Here is a 22,304-nt window from a genome sequence, read left to right as displayed (position 1 = left end):
CAGAGCCGGTTGAGCACGGCGCGTTCTTCGTCGTCGGTCGAGTAGCCCGGGGGAATCTCACCCCCGGGCTCTCACAGAACCGTGCTTAACAGTCTCCCGTTACACGGCTCTTGTCGTCTTGATCATCAGCGGGTAGGACACCCACGCCCAGTGAGCGAAGTAGCGAGGATAGGTCGTGGTGACGTATGCCCATCTCGCTTGGGCCTTGCGGACTGCCCGAAGCCGTTTGTATTTCTTGCGGACCCAACGCACCAGGTAGGTGTTTATGCGTGCTAGCAGTGTGGACAACGCCGACGGGTAAAACGCCCCGTAGTAGTTCATCCACCCCCGCACAATCGGGTTGATCATCCGGGCGAGACCGGCGAAGTCAAGATCGGTACGCCGGTGTAATCGCCACTGGCGTACTTCATGTCCCATCTTCTTCAAGGCGTCCTTGCTGACCGCAGGCAAAAACCCGGAGAACACCACCCCGTGTTTGTTGCGTGCCCCTGGAGGACGACCGCTTCCGTAGACAGTCATCGAAGTGGAATGATTGTCTGCAAGGAGAAAACTGTTATGGGTTCGACACGGCGGAAGTTCACCCCTGAGTTTAAGTCCGAGGCCGTAGAGTTGGTCATCAGCTCGGGTAAGCCGATAGCCGAAATTGCCCGAGATCTTGGAATCGGTGACGGAACGTTAGGGAACTGGGTGAAAGCAGCGAAGAAACGCGGCGAGTTCAAGGAAAAGCCACTCGAGATCGACGAGCGTGCACGACTGAAGGAATTGGAAGAGGAAAACCGCCGTTTGAGGATGGAACGGGAGATTCTAAAAAAAGCGGCGGCGTGGTTTGCGAAAGAGAGCATGTGAAGTTCGCTTTCATCCGCGATCTGGATGAAGAAGAACGACGTAAACCACGCAAAGCTAGAATTCCTGTTTCCTTGATGTGCGACGTCCTCGATGTATCCCGCAGCGGTTGGTATGCGTGGCTGAAACGAGACCGGTCAGATCGAGAAAAAGACGACGCGGAATTGACCGAGGTGATCAAAAAGATCCACGAAGATCACAAGGGGCGCTTGGGTATCGATCGGCTCGTCGCCGAGCTGGCCAAGCAGGGCCGGCGACATTCACCGCGGCGGGTCCGCCGCCTCGCCCGCGGCGCGGGCCTGACATGCGTGCATCCGCGCCCGTACCGGGCCACCACGATCCAGGACGACACCAACAGCGACGGTCTGGTCGACCTCGTAGGGCGCGACTTCGTGCCAGAGGGGCCGAACCAATTGTGGTTCACCGACATTACCTACATTCGTACGTGGGGTGGCTGGGCGTATTTAGCCGCGGTTATCGACGGCTATTCAAGAAAGATCGTCGGTTGGTCGGTAGATAACCATATGCGCACGACCTTGGTCACCAACGCGTTGAGGATGGCAATCGAACGGCAGCGACCGGGAATCGGGGATGTCATAATCCATTCCGATCGCGGCTGTCAATACACGAGTATCGACTTCCGCACTCTCGCGTTGGCGAACGGCATAATTCCTTCAGTCGGAAACACCGGTATTTGTTACGACAATGCCATGGCTGAATCGTTCAACGCCACCATCAAGAAGGAACTCATCCATTTGCACACCTGGCCGACTCTACGCGCGGTGAGACACGCGGTTTTCGAATATATCGAGGTCTACTACAATCGTCAGCGTCCGCACAGCAATATCGGAAATGCGACGCCGTGTGAAATGGACCACAATTCGCTCGAATCAATTGACGATGAATTGGCCGCAACAGCATAATGCTAGTGTCTACGAAAGTGGGGGTTCTCCACTCGTCGAACGCCCCGACGACCAGGTCGCTGACGAAACCGGGGAGGAGGTCGCCTGAAAAAATCCCGATCCACAGGTATTGACAATTGCTCTCCTCGTCCCTTTATCGCATCAGGAGTCTTGTGATGATAGCCATGGTGTGAGGATATAACTGATGGAAGTCATAATATGAATCAAGATCAGTTCGAAAAAATCACGCACGGGAATGGCTTGATTGCCGCGCTCGACCAAAGTGGTGGGAGTACTCCTGCCGCACTCGCCCGTTATGGCATATCGCATAGCGGCTACAACGACGATGACGAGATGTTCGACCTTATGCATGAGATGCGGACTCGGATCATCGCCGATCCGAGCTTCAGCGGTGACCGCATCCTTGCCACCATCTTGTTCGAGGACACGATCGATCGCCAGATCGATGGAATTGATTCGGCAGGTTACGTCTGGGGCAGGAAACGTGTGGTGCCATTTTTGAAGGTGGATAAGGGACTGGCATCTGAAACCGACGGAGTTCGTTGTATGAAGCCGATGCCCGACCTTGATGCGCTGCTGGAAAAGGCCGTGCGTAAAGGGATTTTCGGAACCAAGATGCGCTCGTTCATCCAGATAGCCGACTCGGCCGGTGTCCAGGCGGTGGTCGACCAGCAATTCGAGATCGCTCACCGGATCTGCGCGACTGGCCTGGTGCCGATCCTGGAGCCCGAAGTCGACATCACGAGTCCCGAGAAACAAGCAGCCGAGAATCTTCTGCGAGACGCTTTGGCGAATCATCTGGATCAGTTAGATCCCGATGAGCACGTGATGCTGAAACTGACTTTGCCCGAGCAGGGTGATCTCTATGCCCCGCTCATGGAACAGCCCAATGTCCTTCGGGTCGCCGCGTTATCGGGTGGCTACAGCCGGGAGGAGGCCACCGGGCGGCTTGCCCGTAACCATGGCATGATTGCCAGCTTCTCCCGGGCCCTTACTGAGGGCCTCAAGGTCACCATGAGTGACGCCGAGTTCAGCGCCGAGCTGCACACCTCGATCGAGCAGATCTATGCCGCGTCTATCACCTGAGCGTGAGCGCAGGAATCGGGGCAGGAAGTGATCAGCGATAGGAAGATTCGGGACTCAGATTATCGGTGCCCCGTTTGCGTGCATATGCATCATCGTATCGGTGGGTCGATGGCCAAGAATCCCATACCGCAGCTGATGCGGATGTTTCTGCGACCACAGTATCCGGTGATGGAGGCCAAGAAAATCGAAATCTTCCACACAACACAAACCACAAGGGACATCGATGAATATCGCAGAGGCTGATATCGACACCAGGTGTGTGAACACCATCCAGGGGCTGTGCATCGACGCGGTGGAGAAGGCCAACTCGGGGCATCCTGGCACTCCGATGGGCATTGCCCCGGCCGCCTATGTGTTGTGGCAGCGGTTGTTGCGTTTCGGTCCTGCCGATCCGATCTGGGCAAACCGGGATCGTTTCGTTCTCTCCGAGGGGCACGCTTCGACGCTGCTGTGGTCGCTGCTGCATCTAGCCCGCGTCCACGCGGTCGACACCGACTACGAGGTGCTGGGACGACCGGCGGTGACGATGGCCGATCTTGAGACGTTTCGTCAGCTGGATTCACGCTGTCCCGGCCATCCCGAATACCACTGGACGAGCGGGGTGGAAACCACCACCGGCTCGCTCGGGTGTCGCCACCTCGGTGGGGATGGCGATCGCCGGGAAATGGCTGGCCGCGCGCTACAACCGGGAAGGCGACCCGGTCTTCGATTTCGACGTCTATGCCTTGGCCGGCGACGGCGACGTGATGGAGGGGGTTTCCTCGGAGGCGGCGTCGCTGGCGGGTCATCTCGGGTGGTCCAACCTGTGCTGGATTTACGATTCGAACCGGGTGACGATCGAGGGCCATACCGACATCACGTTCACCGAGGACGTCGCTGCCCGGTTTCTGGCCTACGGCTGGAACGTCACGGTGGTGGCCAATGTCAATGATCTTGACGCGATCTCCCGGGCGCTGCACTGCTTCAAAACCGAGCACGAACGCCCGACGTTGATGGTGGTCCACAGCCACATCGGCTACGGCTCGCCGGTGGAGGATTCCCCCAAGGCTCACGGCGAGCCACTTGGTCCTGATGGTGTGCGTGTGACCAAGGCGTTTCTGGGGCTTCCCGTCGACGTCGAGTTCTTCGTGGCCGACGGTGTCTATGACGCGTTCGCGGCCGGGATCGGCGCCCGCGGCGCCGCGCTGCACGCGACGTGGGACACGATGATGACCGGCTACCGCAATGCCTATCCGGTTCTTGCCGACGAGATCGACACCATGCAGCGACGCGAGCTTCCCGAAGGTTGGCAGGCCAGCCTGCCGCCGTTCGTGGCCGACGAGTCGGGACTGGCCACACGCGATTCGTCAGGGTTTGTCCTCAACGCGTTGGCTAAGCAGATTCCCTGGCTTGTCGGGGGGTCGGCAGACCTCTCGCCGTCGACCAAGACCACCTTGCTGGGGGCCAGCTACATCCAGCGCACCGATTGGGATGGTCGAAATCTGCATTTCGGGATCCGCGAGCATGCCGCGGCGGCGATCGCCAATGGGTTGGCGCTGTGCAAGCTGCGGCCGTTTTGGTCGAGCTTTCTCATCTTCTCCGACTATGCCCGGCCCGCTATTCGGTTGTCTGCGCTCATGGAACTGCCCGTTGTGCATATTTTCACCCACGATTCCATCGGGCTTGGTGAGGACGGCCCCACCCACCAGCCCGTCGAGCAGCTGGCTTCGCTTCGGGCCATGCCGGGGCTGCTTGTTTTTCGACCCGCGGACGCCAACGAGGTCGTCGAGACTTGGCGGGTCGTGAGCGGGCTTCGTCACGAGCCCGCGGTGGTGGTGCTCACCCGCCAGGCGCTACCGACCGTGGACCGCTCGGTGTACGCCTCGGCCGACGGGGTTGCCCGGGGTGCCTATATCCTCGCCGACACCGATAACGAGCCCGACGTGATCTTGCTCGCGACCGGATCGGAGGTGCAGCTTGCCCTGAGTGCCCGCGAGGAGCTTGCCGCCGTTGGGCTTTCGGCGCGGGTGGTGAGCATGCCGTGCTGGGAGCTGTTCGACCGCCAGGACGAGGCCTACCGCCGCCGGGTGATCCCGCCGCAGGTCCGGGCCCGCGTCGCGATCGAAGCGGCCCCCACCCTTGGATGGGACCGCTACATCGGTGAGGATGGGGTGGTGGTGGGTATGCACACCTTCGGGGCGTCCGCACCGCTGAAAGCCCTGATGTCCAAGTTCGGTTTCACCCCCGAGAAGGTGACCGAGATCGCCCGCCGATGTGCGCAAACCCCCAAGGAGCACCGATGAAACCGACCGAAGCGCTGCAGAAGTTGGGCCAAAGCCTCTGGCTGGACAACATCACCCGGTCCCTGCTCGACTTGGGAGCAATCGCACGCTACATCGATCGATATTCGGTGACCGGGCTCACCTCTAACCCGTCGATCTTCGACAAGGCGATCGCCTCGGGCGACTACGACGACGCGATGCGTGCCCTGGCGGGCCGAGGGCTAGCCGGTGAGGAGCTGTTCTTCGAGCTGGCAGCCGAAGACATCCGGCGCGCCGCGGACTTGTTCCTCGGCGTGCATGAACGCAGCAAAGGCCTTGACGGCTGGGTGTCGCTTGAGGTTTCACCGCTGCTGGCACACGACACCGAGCGCACCGTCACCGCTGCGCGATCGCTGCACCAAAAGGTGGGCCGCCCCAACCTGATGATCAAGATTCCCGGCACCGCCGAAGGTCTTGTCGCGATCGAGACCTGCATCGCAGACGGGATCGCGGTGAACGTGACGCTGCTGTTCTCCGCGGGCCACTACCGGGCGGCGGCCCAGGCCTACCTGCGCGGTGTCCAACGGCGTCTGGCTGCCGGTCTGGACCCGGCGGTCGGCTCGGTGGCCTCGGTGTTCATCTCTCGCTGGGACGCCGCCGTCGCCCACAGCGTTCCCGCTGAACTACGCGACCACCTCGGGCTGGCGGTCGGTCTCGACGTCTACCGCTCGTATCGCCAGATCCTCGACGGCGAGCGGTTCCAGGCGCTGGCCAATGCCGGCGCGCGACCCCAGCGCGTGCTGTGGGCGAGCACCGGCACCAAAGACCCGACCGCATCCGACACGCTCTACGTGCATGGCCTGGCTGCGCCTCTGACCATCAACACCATGCCCGGCCCGACCCTGGAGGCATTCTTCGACCACGGTCAGGTGGGTGATCCGCTGCCCGCCGATGGCGGCGATGTTGATCAGTGGCTGGCCCGCTTCAACCAGGCGGGCGTCGACCTCGACGCGCTCGCCGGCAAGCTTCAAGACGACGGCGCCGCAGCCTTCGTCGACGACTGGCACGACTTGCTTCAGCGGATCGACACCCAAAGCACCTCGCTGACGCGATGAGCACTACCGATCGACAGACGAGCGGACAACACGCCATGACCGAATCTTCCTTGCGTCAAACTCCAGCCTGGCAGGCTCTGCAACGTCACCACAGCCAGATCAGCGACCGGCATCTGCGCGAGTTCTTCGCCGATGATCCCGGGCGCGGGCAGCGCCTCGTCGCCGAAGCGGCCGGTATCTATGTGGATTACTCCAAACATCGGATCACCGACGAAACCCTGCGCCTGCTGATGCGCCTGGCCGAGGACCGCCAACTCGCCCAGCGGCGCGACGCCATGTTCGCCGGCGCGCCGATCAACGTCTCCGAGGGCCGCTCGGTGCTCCACGTCGCGCTGCGCATGCCCCGAGGCACCCACCTGGTGGTCGACGGCGCCGATGTCGTCGCTGAGGTCCACCACGTTCTGGACAAGATGGCGCGATTTGCCGATCAGGTCCGCTCGGGCACCTGGCGGGGCCATAGCGGCAAACCGATCCGCAACATCATCAACATCGGTATCGGCGGATCCGACCTGGGGCCGGTGATGGCCTACGAAGCGCTGCGGCACTACTCCAGGCGCGACATGACGTTTCGCTTCGTCTCCAACGTCGACGCCACCGACCTGATCGAAGCCACCCGTGACCTGTCCGCCGAAGAGACGCTGTTCATCGTCTGCTCCAAGACGTTCACCACCTTGGAAACCCTCACCAACGCCGCCTCGGCTCGCCGCTGGTTGGTGGACAGCCTCGGCGACGACGCTGCGGTGGCCAAGCACTTCGTGGCCGTGTCGACCAACGCTGCAGGGGTCGCCGAATTCGGTATCGACACCGCCAACATGTTCGGCTTCTGGGACTGGGTCGGGGGCCGCTACTCCATGGACTCAGCTATCGGCCTGTCGACCATGCTGGCGATCGGCCCAGAGCATTTCGCCCAGATGCTGGCCGGCTTTCACGACATGGACATCCACTTCGCCACCGCGCCCATGGAAAACAACCTGCCGGTGCTGATGGGTCTTTTAGCGGTCTGGTACGGCAATTTCTTCGGCGCCCAAAGCCAGGCGGTGATCCCCTACGAGCAGTACCTGAAGCGGTTCCCGGCCTACCTTCAACAGCTGACCATGGAATCCAACGGCAAACACGTCACTGTGGATGGCGCCACCGTCGATTACGACACCGGCGCCATCTATTGGGGCGAGCCGGGCACCAACGGCCAGCACAGCTTCTACCAGCTCCTTCACCAAGGGACGCGTCTAGTGCCGATCGATCTCATCGGTTTTGCCCGCTCCCTCAACCCGCTCGGCGATCACCACGACATTTTGACCGCCAACGTTTTCGCCCAGGCCGAGGCGCTCGCCTTCGGCCAGACCCCAGATGAGATCAAAGCCCAAGGAGTCCCCGAGGCGGTGGTGGCGCACAAAGTCATGGCGGGCAACCGCCCGACCTCGGTGCTGCTCGCCGATCTGCTCACTCCCCGTCTGCTCGGCGGCCTCATCGCCCTCTACGAGCACTCGGTGTTCACCCAAGGCGTCATCTGGGGCATCGACTCGTTCGACCAATGGGGGGTTGAACTGGGCAAGGTGCTGGCCAAGCGCATCGTCCCCGAGCTCAGCGCCGCCGACGAGCCCGACCTGAACCACGACTCCTCCACCAACGCCCTGATCCGCCGCTACCGAACCCTCAAGCAAGGAGCCTGCTGATGCCAACGAACCATCGGATGCAAGTAGGGATGCTCGGCGCCGGGCGGATGGGCGCCAACCTGGTACGCCGGCTGCTCGGCGATGGGCATCGCTGTGTGGTCTTCGACGTCAACCGTGACGCGGTCGCAGCGCTGGAAACCCAAGGGGCTACTGGTGTCGCATCGATCGGCGAGTTCGTCGCCAAACTCGACAAGCCGCGGGTGGTGTGGTTGATGCTTCCCGCCGGCGTCGTCGGGGCGACCATCGACGAGCTGACCCCGCTCCTGGAGCCCGGCGACATCCTCGTCGACGGCGGCAACTCCTACTATCGTGACGACATCGTTCGGGCGAAGACGCTCGCCGCCCGGCAGATCTCGTATATCGACTGCGGGACCAGCGGCGGAGTCTGGGGACTCGAGCGAGGCTACTGCCTGATGATCGGGGGGGAGGAAGGGGCGGTTCGCCATCTCGATCCCATCTTCAAGACGATCGCTCCCGGAGCAGCCAGCGCCGCACCCACCCCGGGGCGCACCCGCACTAACGGCACGGCGCCCGAGGGTTATCTGCACTGCGGGCCGAGCGGGGCGGGGCATTTCGTGAAGATGGTTCACAACGGCGTCGAATACGGGATGATGGCCGCCATCGCCGAAGGTCTTAACGTCATCGGCCATGCTGATGCCGGGCTTCATCCCCGCGAGGTCGACACCGAGACCGCTCCGCTCACCGATGCCTGGGCCTACCCCTACCAGATCGACATCGCCGAGGTCGCCGAGCTGTGGCGGCGCGCGTCGGTCGTCAGCTCGTGGCTCGTCGACCTCGTCGCCGACGCGTTGGCCCGCTCGCCAGGCCTCGAGGACTTCTCCGGACGGGTATCGGACTCGGGTGAGGGCCGTTGGACGGTGAACGCGGCGATCGAAATCGGGGTGCCCGCCGGGGCGATCACCGCCGCGCTCTACGAGCGCCTCGCCTCCAGAGACAGGGGCCAACTGGCCGACAAATTGCTCTCGGCCATGCGCTCGGAGTTCGGCGGGCACGCCGAAAAGAAAGCCTGAGCAGCCCGTGCGTCATGAGCTTCTGCAACTGCCTGACGTCCAAAGCGTCGCTTCTCGGGCGGCGGCGTTTGTCACCGAACGCGCTCGGGTCGCGATCGCGCAGCGCGGCCGGTTTGACTTCGCGGTCAGCGGCGGGCGCACGCCGTGGGCGATGTTCGCCCGGCTCGCCGCCGGCGACGCTGCCTGGGAGCAAGCGGTGTTTTATCAGGTCGACGAGCGGGTCGCTGCCGCGGGTAGCCCGGATCGCAACCTCACCCACCTGCGCCAAACCCTCGGCGGCATACCCGCGCATATCGTGGCCATGGCGGTCGAGCGCCCCGACCTCGACGCCGCCGCCGCCGACTACGCCGCACTGCTGCCCGAACGCTTCGACCTTGTCCACCTAGGTCTTGGCGCCGATGGGCACTGCGCCTCTCTGGTGCCCGCAGACCCGGTGCTCGAGGTCACCGATCGCCTCGTCGGCCTCACCGAGCCCTACCAGTGGCATCGGCGTATGACGCTGACATACCCGGCCCTTAGCCGAGCCGACCAGCTGCTGTGGTTGATCACCGGAGCCGACAAACACGACGCTCTCGCGCGTCTGCTGCGCGGCGACGACACCATCCCCGCCGGGCGGGTGCACGCCGACGCATCGCTGATCATGGCCGACCAGGCAGCGGCGGCGCCCGACCCGGCGGGGACCGTCAAGGAAGAACGGGACCGAAAGTGAGCCTGTCCACGGCGCCAGCCCGCCCGACCAGCGCCATCGTCACCATCTCGGGAGGGAACAAGCCGTGCTCGACCACGCCCGGGATGCCCGAAAACCATGACGCCGCAGCCCCCGGAGCATCGAGTGCGCAGTCGACGTCGGCGATGACCCCGCTGTCAGGACTGCGGGGGACGTCGCGCAACGCGACAGTGCCGAGCCTGCGCATCGTCGAGCCGATACCGAAAGCGAGCAGCTCAACGGGGACCGGACCATGCAAGCACGCGATGAGCTTCGTCGAGTCAGCGATCACGACGAACCGCTCGGCGGTGATCGCCACCAACTTCTCGCGGGTATGCGCAGCGCCGCCGCCTTTCATCAGCCACCCGTTGGGGGCGATCTGGTCGGCGCCGTCGATGGCAAGGTCTAGGCGGTCCACGTTGGCGAACGGCTCCACATCGATGCTGAGTCGGCGGGCCCGCTCCTCGGTTCGCGGCGAGGTCGCCACACAGCGGATAGCGCGTTTCCGCTCCGCGATCGCCGGCAGCAGGTGGGCGACCGTCGAACCGGTGCCCAGCCCGACCCACATGCCGTCTTCGACCAGGTCGGCGGCTGCTTGGGCCGCGGCGTCCGCCTCGGCCGCAGTGTCGACACTCATCAGCTATCCCCCAGATCGTGCCGAATCAAGACCATCACGTACCGCTTTGGCAGCCTGCCCAGCTCACGCAGCGCTAAGCGGCTAGTCCACCTGGAAGCATTCAAGGAGCGCGCCGATGGATAGTCTAACCCGCCCCGATGACCATGTGATCGTATTGTTTGGCGCCACAGGCGATCTGGCGAAGCGCATGCTGCTCCCCGGCCTGTATCGTCTCGCGGCCAGTGATCTGCTTCCGGCGCGCTACCGGATCATCGGCTCGGCCCCGGCTGCGGTAGCCCTGTCCGACGAGGGTTTTCGCCGGCACGTCCGCGACGCGGTCACCGAGTTCGGAACCCTGCCGCCCACCGGAGCTGCCTGGGACGACTTCGAGCAGAAGCTGTCCTTCGCCGCCGCCGACGCCGATGATCCCGCCCCGCTGGTGACCGCTATCGCCACAGCCGAGAAGCAGATCGGCGGCATGGTCAAGCGCCTGTTTCACCTGGCGGTGCCGCCACCGGCGTTCCCGTCGATGATCGCGATGCTCGGCGCGGCCAACCTCGCCGAGCGGACATCGATCATCGTGGAGAAGCCCTTCGGCAGCGATCTGGCTTCCGCCAAGCAGCTCAACGCCGCTATTCACGCCGTATTCGACGAGTCGCAGATATTCCGCATCGACCACTTCTTGGGCAAAGAATCCATCGACAATTTGCTTGCCCTTCGTTTCGGCAACGGCCTGTTCGAACCGATCTGGAACCGCGAGCACATCGCCTATGCGCAGATCGACATCCCCGAGACGCTGTCCATCGAGAGCCGCGCCGCCTTCTACGAGGACACCGGCGCCTACCGCGACATGGTCGTGACCCACCTGCTTCAGGTCCTTGGCTTCATCGCCATGGAGCCTCCGACATCGCTGGCGGCCCGACCGCTGCGAGACGAGCGGCGCAAGGTCTTCGAGGCGATGCGGCCCGTCGACCTCGCTCATGTCGTGCGAGGTCGCTACGACGGTTATCTCCACGAGCCCGGGGTGAGCCCCACCTCGACGACCGAGACGTTCGTCGCCTTACGGGTCGAGGTCGACAACTGGCGCTGGCAGGGAGTGCCCTTCCACTTGCGCACCGGCAAGTGCCTGGCCGAGAGCCGCCGGATGGTGACGCTGGGTTTTCACCAGCCCACCTTGCGCATGTTCGACCTCGACACCCTCACGCGCTCCCCGAGTGGTCGCAACCAGCTGGTCATCGACTTCTCCGACCCCGGCACCATCGAGGAGGTGTTTCTCGCCAAAGAACCCGGTCCGACGATGCGCCTCGGGCAGGCTATCATGGTGTTTCGCTACGGGGAATCATTCAATTCAGCCAACGGGCTCGCCGCATACGAGCGGCTTCTGCTGGACGCCATGACCGGTGATCAGTCCTTGTTCACCGACGCCGAATCGATCGAGCGGCTCTGGGAGATCTCCGCGCCCGTTTTGCAGAATCCGCCGCCGCTGCAGAGCTACCCGAAGGGGTCCTGGGGGCCGGCCTCGATCGCCGACGTCGCCGCCCCGTACCGCTGGCACCTGCCCGCACCGCCCCGATGACGATGCCTTCGCCGCCCATTCGCCTGCTGCTCGCCGATGTCGACGGCACACTCGTCACCGGCGACAAGTCGCTCACAAACCGGGCCGTCACCGCCGTACGCAGCCTCGCCGCCGCCGGCATCCTCTTCGCGGTGGTCAGCGGACGCCCTCCCCGCGGAATGTCCATGCTCATCGAGCCACTCGAACTCACGACGCCGATCGCCGCCTTCAACGGCGGGCTCATCGTCGACACCCAGATGCGCACCCTGGTCCAACAAGTCCTGCCACGAGATCTGGTCTTGCCGATAGCCGCTGCGCTTCGCGCATTCTCCCTCGACGTCTGGATCTATCGAGGCACCCGATGGTACGTGCAAAACGCCACCGGGCCTCATATCGCAAAAGAGACAGCAACGGTCGGATTCGCCCCGGTTGTCGTCGAGGCCTACACCGAACTCGTCGACGACGTCAGCAAGATAGTCGGAGTCAGCGACGACACCGCCGCGGTAGCCGCCGCGGGAGAGGCAGTGCGCACCAACTTCGGCGATCACGTCTCGGCCGCCTGCTCCCAGCCCTACTACATGGATATCACCCATCCCCACGCCAACAAAGGATTCGTGGCTGGCTGGCTCGCCGAGCGATACAACATCTCGACAAACCAGATCGCCACGATCGGCGACATGCCAAACGACGTGCTGATGTTCGCCCACTGTGGGCTCAGCATCGCCATGGGCAACGCCAACCCAGACGTGCAACGAGCCGCTCGCCGGATCACCACCTCCAACGAGACTGAGGGCTTCGCCAACGCCGTCGAACGTTTCGTGCTGCCCAAGACCTAATCAGAACAGGCTTCGGGCGGCGCGGGAGATTCCTTCGGCGCTCATCGGGTGCTGGTCGGCGAAGGCGGCAAGATCTCGGGCATCCAGTCCCCGCGAGACCGCCAGCCCGATCTCGCCGATGAGGTTGCCCGCATCGATGCCGACGACCCAGCCGCCCACCAGCCGCAGTGAGCCCGTCTGGAAGAACAGCCGAATCTCGCCATCGGTTTCTCCGAAGATCTGCGCCCGGCTGTCCTCGGCGAACGAGTAGGCACCCTCTTCGACGCAGATTCTTCTTGCGGCCGCCGATGCGCGGGTCAGACCCACGTAGGCCGCGGCGGGAAGCGTGAAGACGGTGGTGGGAATCGACAGAAAGTCCACCGAATCGGCGTGCCGATCCCCCGCCAGGATGTTGGCCGCGGCCGCGACGGATTGGCGGACCGCGGCATGGAAGAGCGGGGTTCTGCCGTTGACGTCGCCGCAGGCGTAGATGTGGCGCAGATTGGTTTGCAAAGTGGGATCGGCCTGCACGCCGTGGGCGCCGACCGTGACGCCGATCTCGGGCAGGCCCGCGGGGATCACCGGGTGGCGGCCGAGCGCTTGAAACGCGATCTCCGCGGTCCTGTGCTGCTCGGCGGCTCCGTCGAAGAACACCACCCGCATGCCTTGGGGGGTTTGTTCGACCCGTCTCACTTCGGCTTGCGTGATGATGTCGATATTCGGATCAAGCAGCGGAGCCAGCAGCGCGACCATGTCGGGATCCATCCCGGGCAGCACCTGGGCTTCGCGTTCGAACACGGTAACCCGAGCGCCGAAGGCCGCAAAAAACGAGGCGGTCTCCAAACCGACGTAACCGCCGCCGATGACCAGCATCGAGGCCGGCAGCCTCGATAGAGGCGGGTGAAGTGCGTAGAGGTCTCGGCTGTTGAGGCAGTGCTCGAGCCCGGGGATCGGCGGCACGGAAATATCCGAGCCGCTGGCGATGATGATGTTGCGCGCTCTGAACCGGCGGAGCCCCTGCGCGGTGTCCACCGCCACGGTGTGGGGATCTTCGATGCGCGCGGTCCCCGTGAGGAGGGTGACGTTGGGTGTCGCCCTCAACTGCGCGTCGTGCTGCGCGTAGCGATGGGTTTGCACCTGATCCTTGTGGGCGACCACCCCGGAATAGTCGACGCGGACCTCCCCGGGCAGCCCACTTTCTTGAAAGCGGCGCTGCCGCTGGAGGTGGTGGGCGATTTCGCGAACGGCTTTGGAAGGCACGCAGCCCTCGGCCAGACAATTTCCGCTCATCACCCCCTTAGGGTCGACCATCACGACGCTGCGCCCGGCCGCCGCCAGCCGGAAAGCCGCAGGGTAGCCGCCGCCACCAGCGCCGATGGTGAGCACATCGATGTCATCCATTCAACAATCCTCCCTGCCCTGGCTCGGGCCCTGTCTGTTATTCGCCGGGGAAGTGGTCCATCAGCAAGTGACTGGCCGGCACCCCGAACGCCGGGGGCTTCCCTCCGGTGCGAAAGTACATCTCTTTGAACGCCAGCTTCATCGCATAGGGAGCGTGACCCATTTTGAACACGGAGGTGTGACCGCCGTACCAGGTGTCCGAGTAGATGTAGAAGCCCTGGTGTCCGCCGATGTCGCCGAAGCAGAGAATCTCGGGCTCGTATTCGGGTCCGGCGTCGCCGGGGGCGAGCGCGCCGACGTCGATGGCGATCTGGCGGGCCACGATCTGCGCTTGTTGATGCCCCAGGCCGCCCAGCTTGGGCACCGTAAGTGCCGCCGCGTCGCCGACGGCGAACAACTCGGGATGGGCGGGGTTGCGCATCCGGCGGTCCGGCCCAGGTTGCTAAGTCGCCACCTCCACGTCGCCCTGCACTGTGTCGGCGTCGAACATCTGATCATCGGTAAGGCCCGGGGCCTGCAACGACACCGCCCACACGGCTATCTGCACACCGCTGTGCGCAACTCGGCGAACCGCTGCTCGAACTGCGGCGAGTTTTGCCAGCGTTGGCCCGCACGAACGCCTCCCTGCCGGTGGTGAGCACAACCAACGTCGACTGCCGTGCCGGCGCCGCCCTTCTCACCTCTCCCACTCGTCGATGTTCATTGAACCCACCACCGGCCACGAGCTAGACCGCCGCCCTATCCGGCTAACTCGCGCCGCTTACTCACGCCGCCATCACCGACTGGGCGGCGGTGTAGATGGCGACCGCCAGCATCAGCCAGACGAACCATGCCGTGAGCCGCGCCGCCGGCGCCCTGGCGGCGATCGCATCACCGAGGAGCACCCCGGCGATTCCCGCCGCGGTGAACGGTATCGCCACCGCCCAGTCAACGGCGCCGCTCGAGAGGTGAAAGAACAGCCCTTCGGCCGAGCTGATGGCGATCACCAGCAGGGAAGTGCCGACCGCGACCGGCATCTGATAACCCAGCGCGAGGACCAGTGCGGGCACGACGACGAAGCCACCGCCCACACCGAAGAACCCGGTGAGAAACCCCACCACGGTTCCGGCGATCACTACCCGCACGACGGTGCCCATTGCGGTTTTCGCGTGATCGGGTGATCGCGTCGAGCGGGCCGAATCCGGGCCGTGGGTGCTCGCCGGCGCAGCGTCTGCCTGAATGTCAGTTCTGGCCGAAGAGTGCTGCGCGGCGTGACACGGTGTCTCTGCGGGACAGCGGTGCAAACGCCACGCGGCCACCAGAATCAGACCGGAGAAAGCCAGCAGCAACACGTTACCGGGGATCGCCTGACTGCTCATCGAGCCCAGAAACGAGCCGCCAATGCCGACAAGGCCGAATACGAGACCCCAGATCAGCCGCACCCGCCCGGCGCGCAGATGGCCCACCATCCCCACCAGGGCAGATGCCCCAACCACAATCAGCGAGGTCGTCGCCGCCGCGTGCGGGGTCTCGCCCACCCCGTAGACCAGCGCAGGCCCGCCAGTATCGATCCGCCGCCGCCCAGCGCGCCCAGCGACAAGCCGATCAAGAAACCCAACGGCGCCGACGCCACGAGACGGGTGGCGCTCGGCGTCATCGCAACCGCAGCGCTCACCACCGGTTCCTGGCTATCCGCCTCATACGCCACACCTGGCGTCTCGGCTGCTTTAGACGCTGGCGCCGGATGCGCGTTCAGCCGCCGTCGGAACACCCAGCCGATGCAGCAGAAGACTCGTCGGGCACCACCCGACGGCCGCATCGAGCAGCAGGTTCGCCCCGACGAAGCCGGTCAGGATCCTCCACCGCGGTGAGCGGGTGTGTCCAAGGGTCAAGGTGGCCAGGATCATGCTTCCCGCCATGAGCGACACGACCCGTTCGATCGTCCACCCCTGCGGCCGGGGCATCCCGAACACTCCACGTTGGATTAGATCTGGCTGATCCGTCATCCCATGATTTTAGCCGTTCGCGCCGGGCCTTCGCGGCCGCTGGCCGCGACTTGCTCGGTACGCTAGAGCCAATCCTCTGCACCCCGCCGCCCGCGCCCACATGGCCTACACGGTCCATAATGGCCGGGCGTGTCCCTCGGGCGGTGTAAAAGGGTTCGGACGTAGGTTCCCTCGAAGACCGACAAGTCTGAAGGAGCAATCAGCACCGGGACCGTGGAACCCGGCGTCACCGCCCGACACGCGGCGCCGAGAACTACCCGGCACCACGAAAACAAGATCAACAGGCGTCAGCCTCCCACTTCACAGGACCACCCGCACCCGCGTGAAATTTTATGGCCTGTGATCTCAAGGCGGAGAAAGGGCGACGCGTTCGTTTTAATCCGATGAATCAGCCCCTAGCTGGGCCCGCCTAGGCCTGCGGGCTGAGTTGCACTCTGCGGTAGTGCGCCCAGGTGTCGCGACTAGCATGATCAACTGCTCGAGAGAACTCACCATGCCCGCGCCCGCATCGGGGACCTTGTGCAGCGGCGATGGGGACCAAAGACCCTGCGATCCGGACCGGCGATGAGGCATCCTTAAATGCGTGAACAAACGCATCGTCATTCTCGGCGGTGGAACGGGCGGCACGTTGACTGCAAACCGGTTGCGCCGTATGTTCTCTGACGCCGACATCACGGTCGTGGACCGCGACGACACACACGTCTATCAGCCCGGCCTGTTGTTTGTGCCGTTCGGATTGATCCGCCCAAAAGACATTGTGAAACCCCGCAAACGCCAACTGCGCTCGGGGATCCGCTACGTCCAGTGCGATATCGACCGGGTCGACATCGACGGCGACCGGGTTCACCTCACCGACGGCGCCGTGCTGGATTACGACGTGCTCGTCATCGCCACTGGTGTCAGGCTGATGCCCGAGGAGACCGAGGGCATGACCGGGCCCGGCTGGATGCGCAACGTCTTCACGTTTTACAATCTGGAAGGCGCATCGGGGCTGGAACGCGCGCTGTCGGCATTCGACCATGGCCGGCTCGTATTGAACGTTGTTGACATGCCGATCAAATGCCCGGTCGCGCCGCTGGAATTCTGCTTTCTCGCCGACTGGTATTTCCGTCGCCGGGGCATTCGCGATCGCGTCGAGCTGGTTTACGTGACGCCGCTGGACGGCGCGTTCACCAAGCCGGTGGCCTCACGTGAGCTGGGCAACGTGCTGCAGCGAAAGGGCATCGAACTGGTCACCGAGTTCAACACTGGACAAGTCGACGGGGACGCCGGCCGGCTGATCTCCTACGACGAACGCACGGTCCCCTTCGATCTCGCGGTCGTCTGTCCGCTGCACGGCGGGGCCGATTTCGTCGGCCGCTCCTCCGGCCTTGGCGACGAGTTGAACTTTGTGCTGACCGACCAGCGCACCTTGCAGTCGACGGTGCGGCCGAACATCTTCGCGATCGGCGACGCGACCAACGTTCCGACGTCTAAGGCGGGGTCGGTCGCCCACTTCGAGGGCGACGTGCTTGCCCACAACATCGCGCAGTTCCTCGCCGGGAGGCCGCTGGACGCGCAGTTCGACGGCCACACGAACTGCTTCATCGAAAGCGGACACCACAAGGCGCTGCTCATCGACTTCGACTACGATACCGAGCCGCTTCCCGGGCACTTCCCATTGGGCGTGGGCCTGCCATTGCTCCGGGAATCCCGGCTCAACCACCTGGGCAAGCTGGCCTTTCGCTGGCTGTACTGGCATCTGCTGTTGCCTGGGCGCGACATTCCCGGCATCGCCAGCCGGATGCCGCGCGCCGGCAAGCGATTCGAGACCATTTCACAGTAAGAGGAGGACATCACATGACGACAAAGGTCTACGCGGGAACCGAAGTGACCGTGAACGACGAAGGCTTCTTCGTCGATCCCAAGCAATGGAACGCGGACATGGCTCCCGGGATTGCCCAGGAATGGGGCATTCCGGTGCTCAACGACCAGCATTGGCAGGTCGTCAAACAGATGCGCCACGAATACGAACAGACCGGCAGCGGGCCATCGGTGCGCGCGCTCAGCAAAAGCTCCGGCGTCAGCATCAAGGACCTCTACCAGCTGTTCCCGAAGGGACCCGCGAAGGTGGCCGCGCGAATCGCCGGCATTCCCAAGCCTATCGGTTGCATCTAAGGAGAACGGCGCATCACATGGACGACCCAATCGAAAAAGTCTCCATCATCATTTCCCAAGGTTCCCTGGAAGGTGTCTACCCGGGTCTGATCATGGCGAACGGCGCCCGGGCCGAAGGTATGGACGCGAACTTGTTCTTCACGTTCTTCGGCCTCGACGCCATCCACAAGAACCGGCAGAAGGGCATCAAGATCGCCTCCGTCGGCAACCCGGGCCTGCACGTCCCCACCTGGATCGGTGGCCTGCCCGGGATGTCGTGGTTCATGACGCGCCAGATGACAGACCGGATGGCCAAGCTGGACATCCCGTCGGTGCCCGAATTCATCGAGATGATCGCCGATACCGGCGCCGGCCTTTATGGCTGCAAGGCGTCAGTGGACCTCTTCGGTTTCGGCCCCGAAGACTTCGTCGACCCGGTGAAGGACCAGATCATCACCGTCGGCGACTTCTACCGATTGGCCGCAGGCGGTCAGATCATCTTCACGTAGCTGGTTCACTCAGCCGTCTCGGCTGGGAAGAGCGTGAGTACGCGCGATCGTGCTAGACCGCTCTGGACGCGGCTGCGCAGGATCCGGTTGCCGGCGAATAAGTCGCCGGCGCACACAACGACATCGGCCGGCTGGTCGCGGAGCAGCCGGCCGATCGCATCGGCGACGAAGTCGCCGAGCGACTCGAAGACCGAGTTGGCCAACAGGGCCGTGGGCGCGTCAGCGATCCGGTAGCTCATCAGACTGCGCAGCAGGCGCCGTCCGTCGAACAGGTAGCGTCCGTCCTGCTCGATCACGATGGTGTCCACCTTGGGCCCGCCGCCGTTGCGGCGGGCCGCGGCGAGGTCGGCGTCGTCGGGGGAGAGGACGAGACCGCAAGCCAGGAACAGCCAGCCAAGCGCGGGAGTCTCGACGTCGTCCAGGTCGGCTCCGAAAGCGATCAGCCGCTCGGTCGCATCCGGGAATGCCGTCTGGTAGTTGTCTACCAGACGGGGTGCGTTCTCGTCGATGCGGCCGACCTCGTCCAGCAGGTCGGCGCCGCGCATCGGCAGTGCGAGGAACTCGACGACCGGTGTGAGCCGGCCACCCGGGTCGCATACGCCGATGACGCTGTTCGTGCCCAGCACCGACAGATGGGCCACCACGGCGCCGACGCCGGCTTTGCGGTGGTGCCGGAGGACGGCGGTTATCTCGCGATCCTGGTCCGGCTCGGTGGTTGGCGTGGTCATCGCGCTCCCTCGACCAGACCGCCGACGACCTCGTCCAGCGAGACGGACCGGACGCGGTCGGCGTGGATGCCCCGCTGCCGCAATTCGGCGAGCACAGCCTCGATGAACGCGGGAAACGCCGAACGCAGCTGCGGGGTCAGACCCACCTCGAATCCGCTGGTGTCGGCGGGAACGACGCCGATGAGCGCGAGGTCGAGGGGGTCGCCGAGCGCTTTCGCAAGCTTGAGCTGCTGCACCGGATCCACTTCGTGGGCCATGGGTTGGGCACCCGGGCCGAGCCGCAACAGTTCCTCAGCTGGAAGCCGGTAGACGGCGCCGGGCTGATCGTCAGCGAGCAGGGCATCCAACACCAACAACTGGGCGCCGGCGCGGAAGTAGTCCGTCAGGGCGAAGCCGAGCATCGCGCCATCCACCAGCTCGATGGCCGGACGGAATCGGTAAGCCGCCCGCAGATGATGGACGGCGTAGACGCCGACGCCCTCGTCGCGGTAGAGGATGTTGCCCATCCCCAGGACGGCGAGCTCACTCCGGTTCGGCATAGGCATCGGCGTCCTTGTAGCCTCCGAACGCGATGGCGATGTCGCCTTCCTTCCACATCACGGTTCGCCACACCTCGTAGTAGATGTGCAACATCGCCCAGGCGATGATCGGGTACATCATGATGTGGTGGGCCACCCGCACGCCGCCGAGGCCGCCGAACACGGGTTGGGTCCAATCGGTGGAGACGTGCATGAGCCAGGGCCACCAGGCGCCGACCGAACTGATGCCGCTTTCCATGCCGGCGACGTAGAGCTGCAAGCCGGTCACCATCTGGAACACGACCATCACGTGCAAGAGGGTGAACAGCAGCGCGTTGAACGGGTCAGGGCGGCTGGAGTCGAAGCGCTTGCGCCGGTTCATCGTGACGACGTTGAGGAACGCCTCCTGGAGCCGTAGCAGGTTGGACCGGGTGGGGCGCAGTTCCCGGCGCACGACAGGATCTTCCCGGCTGAACAGGTACAGGTAGGCGATGACGATCACGCTGACGTCGAGCACCGTCGCCGCGGTCAGGTGGACGGTGCGGTTCCATGCCATGACGTACGGGTAGCTCGCGGCGTAGAAGGGGTTGGCGATGTAGAGCCCCGTCACCGCGGCCACCACGATGGACAGCGCGTTGGCCCAGTGGATGGTCCGCCGCCAAACGCCCATCCGGTAGACCCGCGCAGGCGCAGGCGCTCGGGGAGCAGAGATCACGGACATCACCGGCCTCCTCCGGACGGCTGCACCTGGTATGTGCCGATCTCCCGTCCGCGCGCGTCGACGACATGCACCGCACAGGCCAGGCACGGATCGAAGCTGTGCACGGTCCGCAGGATCTCCAGCGGCTGGTCGGGCTTGTCCAGCCGGACCCCCTTCAGCGCCGATTCATAGGCGCCCACCCGGCCCTTGCCGTCGCGTGGCGACGCGTTCCAGGTGGTGGGGACCACCGCCTGGTAGTTGACGATCTTCCCGTCCTTGATCCGGACCCAGTGGCCCAGCGACCCACGGTTTGCCTCCCACAGGCCGTAGCCTTGCGCGTCCGCCGACACCTGCCGGAAGTCGAACGGTGTCCACGTCGCCACATCCCCTCCTGCGACGTTTTCCTGCAGTTCGGCGAGCCACCCTTTCATCGCCTCGGCGACGATTCGCGTCTCGATCATCCGGGCCGCCGTCCTACCCACCGTTGAGAACAGCACGTTGATCGGGAAGCCGGCCGCCGCCAGCACGGCGTCCACATTGCTGCGGATGTTGGTGTCGCCGGATGCGTAGCCGACGATCATCCGGGCCAGTGGCCCGACCTCCACCCGGTTGTCGTCGTAGACGGGAGACTTCAGCCAGCTGTACTTCTCGTCCGTTTTCAGATAGGCGACGCCGTTGTTTCGGTTCAGGCCGGTGTAGTGCGGCTCGGTGACGCCTTTGTAGGGATGCAACGTCGCGTTGCCCTGATACCAGGAGTGCGTCACGTCCTCGGCGACCTTGGCCTGATCGAACGGATGCACCGTGGACAGGTCGCCGCCGAGCACGAGTCCCTTGGGGAACAACGTCTTCGCCCCATATAGCGGGGTGTCGTCCAACTCGTAGCCGCCGTAGGCAAGGTAGGAGCGCAGCCCGGCGCCGACCCCCGCGAGGGCCTCCTGCGAGTAGGCCTTGCCCACCATCAGCACATCCGGTAGGTAGGCCGTCTCGACAAATCGGGAGGTCTCGGCCAGCAGCGAGCCGAACAACCCGAGGCGCTCCGGGTTCTCGATGTCCTGCACGCAGGTCACCCCGCCGACCACGGTCGACTGCGAGTGCGGGTCCTTCGCGCCGAAAATCGCCGCCATCTTGCCCGTGTTGCGTTGCACGGTGAGCGCGTCCAGGTAGTGGGACACGGCGACCAGGTTCTCCTCAGGTGACAACAAGTATGCGGGGTTGCCCCAGTACGCGTTGCCGAAAATGCCCAGGCTGCCCGCCTTGGCGAAGTTGGCGAGCTTGGCCTGGACGGCCCGGTACAGCGACTCGCCGGAGTTCCACGGGTCGTTGCTGTACTCGCGGGCCACGTCGGCCGCCTTCTTCGGGTCCGCCTGCAGCGCGGAGAGCAGGTCGACCCAGTCGAGGGCGTGGAGCTGGTAGAAGTGCACCACGTGATCCCGCAGAAGGATGCTGCCCTGCAACAGGTTGCGCACTAGGCGCGCGTTCTTCGGCACGGTCACGCCGAATGCGTTCTCCACGGCGCGAATGCTGGCCTGGTAGTGCACCCCGGTGCACACCCCGCAGATCCGCTGGGTGAGCATGCCGGCGTCGCGCGGGTCGCGTCCGTTCAGGATCAGCTCGACGCCGCGGAACATGGTTCCGGCGGAGTAGGCGTCGGTGATGGTGTTGTTGTCGTCCAGGACGGCCTCGATCCGCAGGTGGCCCTCGATGCGGGTGATCGGGTCGACGAC

The 22,304-nt window shown here is 64.4% G+C and carries 24 protein-coding genes and 1 pseudogene; 14 read left to right on the top strand and 11 right to left on the bottom strand.

The genetic code is table 11. From position 1 onward, the window contains the following. Window positions 1–99: 99 nt before the first annotated feature. Window positions 100–519: a group II intron maturase-specific domain-containing protein gene (locus M5I08_RS01795; protein ID WP_219070855.1), complete on the bottom strand. Its 420-nt coding sequence runs from the start codon at window positions 517–519 to the stop codon at window positions 100–102. Between the two features lie 36 nt (window positions 520–555). Between M5I08_RS01795 and M5I08_RS01790 the strand changes: the two genes are divergently transcribed. From M5I08_RS01790 to pgl, 9 genes and pseudogenes are all read left to right on the top strand, one after another. Next, a complete protein-coding gene (locus M5I08_RS01790) occupies window positions 556–846 on the top strand; it encodes a transposase (protein WP_249763042.1) in 291 nt (96 codons plus the stop codon). Further along, a complete protein-coding gene (locus M5I08_RS01785) occupies window positions 843–1,766 on the top strand; it encodes an IS3 family transposase (protein WP_249762864.1) in 924 nt (307 codons plus the stop codon). Before M5I08_RS01790 ends, M5I08_RS01785 begins: the two co-directional genes overlap by 4 nt. A gap of 198 nt (window positions 1,767–1,964) precedes the next feature. Further along, window positions 1,965–2,852, top strand: a complete 888-nt coding sequence (locus M5I08_RS01780) for a fructose bisphosphate aldolase (protein WP_219069158.1) — start codon at window positions 1,965–1,967, stop codon at window positions 2,850–2,852. Between the two features lie 223 nt (window positions 2,853–3,075). Continuing rightward, window positions 3,076–3,420, top strand: a pseudogene (locus tag M5I08_RS01775) (thiamine pyrophosphate-binding protein); the annotation flags it as partial. 79 nt (window positions 3,421–3,499) lie between these two features. After that, on the top strand, window positions 3,500–5,134 hold the full coding sequence (locus M5I08_RS01770; RefSeq protein ID WP_370328555.1) for a transketolase family protein: 1,635 nt from the start codon (window positions 3,500–3,502) through the stop codon (window positions 5,132–5,134). Further along, complete coding sequence (gene tal / locus M5I08_RS01765) at window positions 5,131–6,207, top strand: transaldolase (RefSeq protein WP_219069157.1); 1,077 nt, start codon at window positions 5,131–5,133, stop codon at window positions 6,205–6,207. The genes M5I08_RS01770 and tal overlap by 4 nt, the downstream gene beginning before the upstream one ends. Window positions 6,208–6,242: 35 nt before the next feature. After that, a complete protein-coding gene (gene pgi / locus M5I08_RS01760; protein ID WP_219069155.1) occupies window positions 6,243–7,880 on the top strand; it encodes a glucose-6-phosphate isomerase in 1,638 nt (545 codons plus the stop codon). A 17-nt stretch (window positions 7,881–7,897) separates the two neighbouring features. After that, window positions 7,898–8,911, top strand: a complete 1,014-nt coding sequence (gene gnd, locus M5I08_RS01755) for a phosphogluconate dehydrogenase (NAD(+)-dependent, decarboxylating) (RefSeq protein WP_219069167.1) — start codon at window positions 7,898–7,900, stop codon at window positions 8,909–8,911. Window positions 8,912–8,918: 7 nt separating this feature from the next. Next, window positions 8,919–9,620 (top strand): 6-phosphogluconolactonase, encoded by a 702-nt coding sequence (gene pgl, locus M5I08_RS01750; protein ID WP_219069153.1) that lies wholly within the window; start codon window positions 8,919–8,921, stop codon window positions 9,618–9,620. Here pgl and rpiA read toward each other — a convergent pair. Continuing rightward, window positions 9,595–10,254, bottom strand: a complete 660-nt coding sequence (gene rpiA / locus M5I08_RS01745; RefSeq protein ID WP_219069151.1) for a ribose 5-phosphate isomerase A — start codon at window positions 10,252–10,254, stop codon at window positions 9,595–9,597. The two genes, pgl and rpiA, sit on opposite strands and share 26 nt — an antisense overlap. A 115-nt stretch (window positions 10,255–10,369) precedes the next feature. Here rpiA and zwf point away from each other — a divergent pair, with 115 nt between their 5' ends. Further along, window positions 10,370–11,809, top strand: coding sequence for a glucose-6-phosphate dehydrogenase (zwf, locus tag M5I08_RS01740; RefSeq protein WP_219069150.1), 1,440 nt, complete (start codon window positions 10,370–10,372; stop codon window positions 11,807–11,809). 2 nt (window positions 11,810–11,811) lie between these two features. Next, the gene (locus M5I08_RS01735) at window positions 11,812–12,624 is read left to right on the top strand and encodes a Cof-type HAD-IIB family hydrolase (RefSeq protein ID WP_249763040.1); all 813 of its coding nucleotides are present in this window, start codon (window positions 11,812–11,814) and stop codon (window positions 12,622–12,624) included. Here M5I08_RS01735 and M5I08_RS01730 read toward each other — a convergent pair whose 3' ends face one another. The 5 genes from M5I08_RS01730 to M5I08_RS01710 all read right to left on the bottom strand — a co-directional run bounded on the left by M5I08_RS01730 (window position 12,625) and on the right by M5I08_RS01710 (window position 15,989). Beyond that, window positions 12,625–14,004, bottom strand: coding sequence for a dihydrolipoyl dehydrogenase (locus M5I08_RS01730; protein ID WP_219069146.1), 1,380 nt, complete (start codon window positions 14,002–14,004; stop codon window positions 12,625–12,627). Window positions 14,005–14,041: 37 nt separating this feature from the next. Continuing rightward, window positions 14,042–14,425: an NAD(P)/FAD-dependent oxidoreductase gene (locus M5I08_RS01725; protein WP_219069144.1), complete on the bottom strand. Its 384-nt coding sequence runs from the start codon at window positions 14,423–14,425 to the stop codon at window positions 14,042–14,044. Between the two features lie 343 nt (window positions 14,426–14,768). Continuing rightward, complete coding sequence (locus tag M5I08_RS01720; RefSeq protein WP_219069142.1) at window positions 14,769–15,521, bottom strand: sulfite exporter TauE/SafE family protein; 753 nt, start codon at window positions 15,519–15,521, stop codon at window positions 14,769–14,771. Beyond that, a complete protein-coding gene (locus M5I08_RS01715; RefSeq protein WP_249763039.1) occupies window positions 15,482–15,658 on the bottom strand; it encodes a hypothetical protein in 177 nt (58 codons plus the stop codon). The genes M5I08_RS01720 and M5I08_RS01715 overlap by 40 nt, the downstream gene beginning before the upstream one ends. A gap of 52 nt (window positions 15,659–15,710) precedes the next feature. Then, on the bottom strand, window positions 15,711–15,989 hold the full coding sequence (locus M5I08_RS01710; RefSeq protein ID WP_249763038.1) for a YgaP family membrane protein: 279 nt from the start codon (window positions 15,987–15,989) through the stop codon (window positions 15,711–15,713). Window positions 15,990–16,572: 583 nt separating this feature from the next. Here M5I08_RS01710 and sqr point away from each other — a divergent pair. The 3 genes from sqr to M5I08_RS01695 are packed head-to-tail and all read left to right on the top strand — an operon-like array spanning window position 16,573 to window position 18,634. Then, entirely contained in the window at window positions 16,573–17,814 is a 1,242-nt protein-coding gene (gene sqr, locus M5I08_RS01705; RefSeq protein WP_219069140.1) for a type III sulfide quinone reductase, selenoprotein subtype, read from the top strand. A 14-nt stretch (window positions 17,815–17,828) separates the two neighbouring features. Continuing rightward, window positions 17,829–18,146, top strand: coding sequence for a TusE/DsrC/DsvC family sulfur relay protein (locus tag M5I08_RS01700; RefSeq protein ID WP_219069138.1), 318 nt, complete (start codon window positions 17,829–17,831; stop codon window positions 18,144–18,146). Window positions 18,147–18,163: 17 nt separating this feature from the next. Then, on the top strand, window positions 18,164–18,634 hold the full coding sequence (locus tag M5I08_RS01695) for a DsrE/DsrF/DrsH-like family protein (protein ID WP_219069136.1): 471 nt from the start codon (window positions 18,164–18,166) through the stop codon (window positions 18,632–18,634). A gap of 5 nt (window positions 18,635–18,639) precedes the next feature. On the opposite strand, the gene M5I08_RS01690 is transcribed toward M5I08_RS01695, so the two are convergent. From M5I08_RS01690 to M5I08_RS01675, 4 genes are read right to left on the bottom strand one after another with little or no spacing between them, the layout of a single operon-like run. Further along, window positions 18,640–19,362 carry a hypothetical protein gene (locus tag M5I08_RS01690; protein WP_219069135.1) on the bottom strand — a complete coding sequence of 241 codons (723 nt, stop codon included), beginning with the start codon at window positions 19,360–19,362 and terminating at the stop codon, window positions 18,640–18,642. Further along, window positions 19,359–19,901 carry a hydrogenase maturation protease gene (locus M5I08_RS01685; protein WP_249763037.1) on the bottom strand — a complete coding sequence of 181 codons (543 nt, stop codon included), beginning with the start codon at window positions 19,899–19,901 and terminating at the stop codon, window positions 19,359–19,361. The genes M5I08_RS01690 and M5I08_RS01685 overlap by 4 nt, the downstream gene beginning before the upstream one ends. Continuing rightward, window positions 19,885–20,601 carry a cytochrome b/b6 domain-containing protein gene (locus M5I08_RS01680; RefSeq protein WP_219069131.1) on the bottom strand — a complete coding sequence of 239 codons (717 nt, stop codon included), beginning with the start codon at window positions 20,599–20,601 and terminating at the stop codon, window positions 19,885–19,887. The genes M5I08_RS01685 and M5I08_RS01680 overlap by 17 nt, the downstream gene beginning before the upstream one ends. After that, window positions 20,601–22,208 carry a nickel-dependent hydrogenase large subunit gene (locus tag M5I08_RS01675; RefSeq protein WP_219069129.1) on the bottom strand — a complete coding sequence of 536 codons (1,608 nt, stop codon included), beginning with the start codon at window positions 22,206–22,208 and terminating at the stop codon, window positions 20,601–20,603. Before M5I08_RS01675 ends, M5I08_RS01680 begins: the two co-directional genes overlap by 1 nt. Window positions 22,209–22,304: the final 96 nt, after the last annotated feature.

The sequence above is a fragment of the Candidatus Mycobacterium methanotrophicum genome (genome assembly GCF_023515995.1).
GTDB classification, from domain to species: domain Bacteria; phylum Actinomycetota; class Actinomycetes; order Mycobacteriales; family Mycobacteriaceae; genus Mycobacterium; species Mycobacterium methanotrophicum.
This window is presented reverse-complemented; position numbering and strand designations above follow the sequence as displayed.

What these genes read in the sequence shown, in the direction of transcription:
- tal (WP_219069157.1), top strand. Translation starts at nt 5,131, where the DNA reads ATGAAACCGACCGAAGCGCTGCAGAAGTTGGGCCAAAGCCTCTGGCTG.
- M5I08_RS01795 (WP_219070855.1), bottom strand. Translation starts at nt 519, where the DNA reads ATGACTGTCTACGGAAGCGGTCGTCCTCCAGGGGCACGCAACAAACAC.
- M5I08_RS01675 (WP_219069129.1), bottom strand. Translation starts at nt 22,208, where the DNA reads ATGTTCCGCGGCGTCGAGCTGATCCTGAACGGACGCGACCCGCGCGAC.
- M5I08_RS01725 (WP_219069144.1), bottom strand. Translation starts at nt 14,425, where the DNA reads ATGCGCAACCCCGCCCATCCCGAGTTGTTCGCCGTCGGCGACGCGGCG.
- M5I08_RS01700 (WP_219069138.1), top strand. Translation starts at nt 17,829, where the DNA reads ATGACGACAAAGGTCTACGCGGGAACCGAAGTGACCGTGAACGACGAA.
- M5I08_RS01680 (WP_219069131.1), bottom strand. Translation starts at nt 20,601, where the DNA reads ATGTCCGTGATCTCTGCTCCCCGAGCGCCTGCGCCTGCGCGGGTCTAC.
- M5I08_RS01780 (WP_219069158.1), top strand. Translation starts at nt 1,965, where the DNA reads ATGAATCAAGATCAGTTCGAAAAAATCACGCACGGGAATGGCTTGATT.
- rpiA (WP_219069151.1), bottom strand. Translation starts at nt 10,254, where the DNA reads ATGAGTGTCGACACTGCGGCCGAGGCGGACGCCGCGGCCCAAGCAGCC.
- gnd (WP_219069167.1), top strand. Translation starts at nt 7,898, where the DNA reads ATGCAAGTAGGGATGCTCGGCGCCGGGCGGATGGGCGCCAACCTGGTA.
- M5I08_RS01770 (WP_370328555.1), top strand. Translation starts at nt 3,500, where the DNA reads ATGGCGATCGCCGGGAAATGGCTGGCCGCGCGCTACAACCGGGAAGGC.
- M5I08_RS01730 (WP_219069146.1), bottom strand. Translation starts at nt 14,004, where the DNA reads ATGGATGACATCGATGTGCTCACCATCGGCGCTGGTGGCGGCGGCTAC.
- M5I08_RS01690 (WP_219069135.1), bottom strand. Translation starts at nt 19,362, where the DNA reads ATGACCACGCCAACCACCGAGCCGGACCAGGATCGCGAGATAACCGCC.
- M5I08_RS01695 (WP_219069136.1), top strand. Translation starts at nt 18,164, where the DNA reads ATGGACGACCCAATCGAAAAAGTCTCCATCATCATTTCCCAAGGTTCC.
- pgi (WP_219069155.1), top strand. Translation starts at nt 6,243, where the DNA reads ATGACCGAATCTTCCTTGCGTCAAACTCCAGCCTGGCAGGCTCTGCAA.
- zwf (WP_219069150.1), top strand. Translation starts at nt 10,370, where the DNA reads ATGGATAGTCTAACCCGCCCCGATGACCATGTGATCGTATTGTTTGGC.
- M5I08_RS01735 (WP_249763040.1), top strand. Translation starts at nt 11,812, where the DNA reads ATGCCTTCGCCGCCCATTCGCCTGCTGCTCGCCGATGTCGACGGCACA.
- M5I08_RS01685 (WP_249763037.1), bottom strand. Translation starts at nt 19,901, where the DNA reads ATGCCGAACCGGAGTGAGCTCGCCGTCCTGGGGATGGGCAACATCCTC.
- M5I08_RS01710 (WP_249763038.1), bottom strand. Translation starts at nt 15,989, where the DNA reads ATGACGGATCAGCCAGATCTAATCCAACGTGGAGTGTTCGGGATGCCC.
- M5I08_RS01790 (WP_249763042.1), top strand. Translation starts at nt 556, where the DNA reads ATGGGTTCGACACGGCGGAAGTTCACCCCTGAGTTTAAGTCCGAGGCC.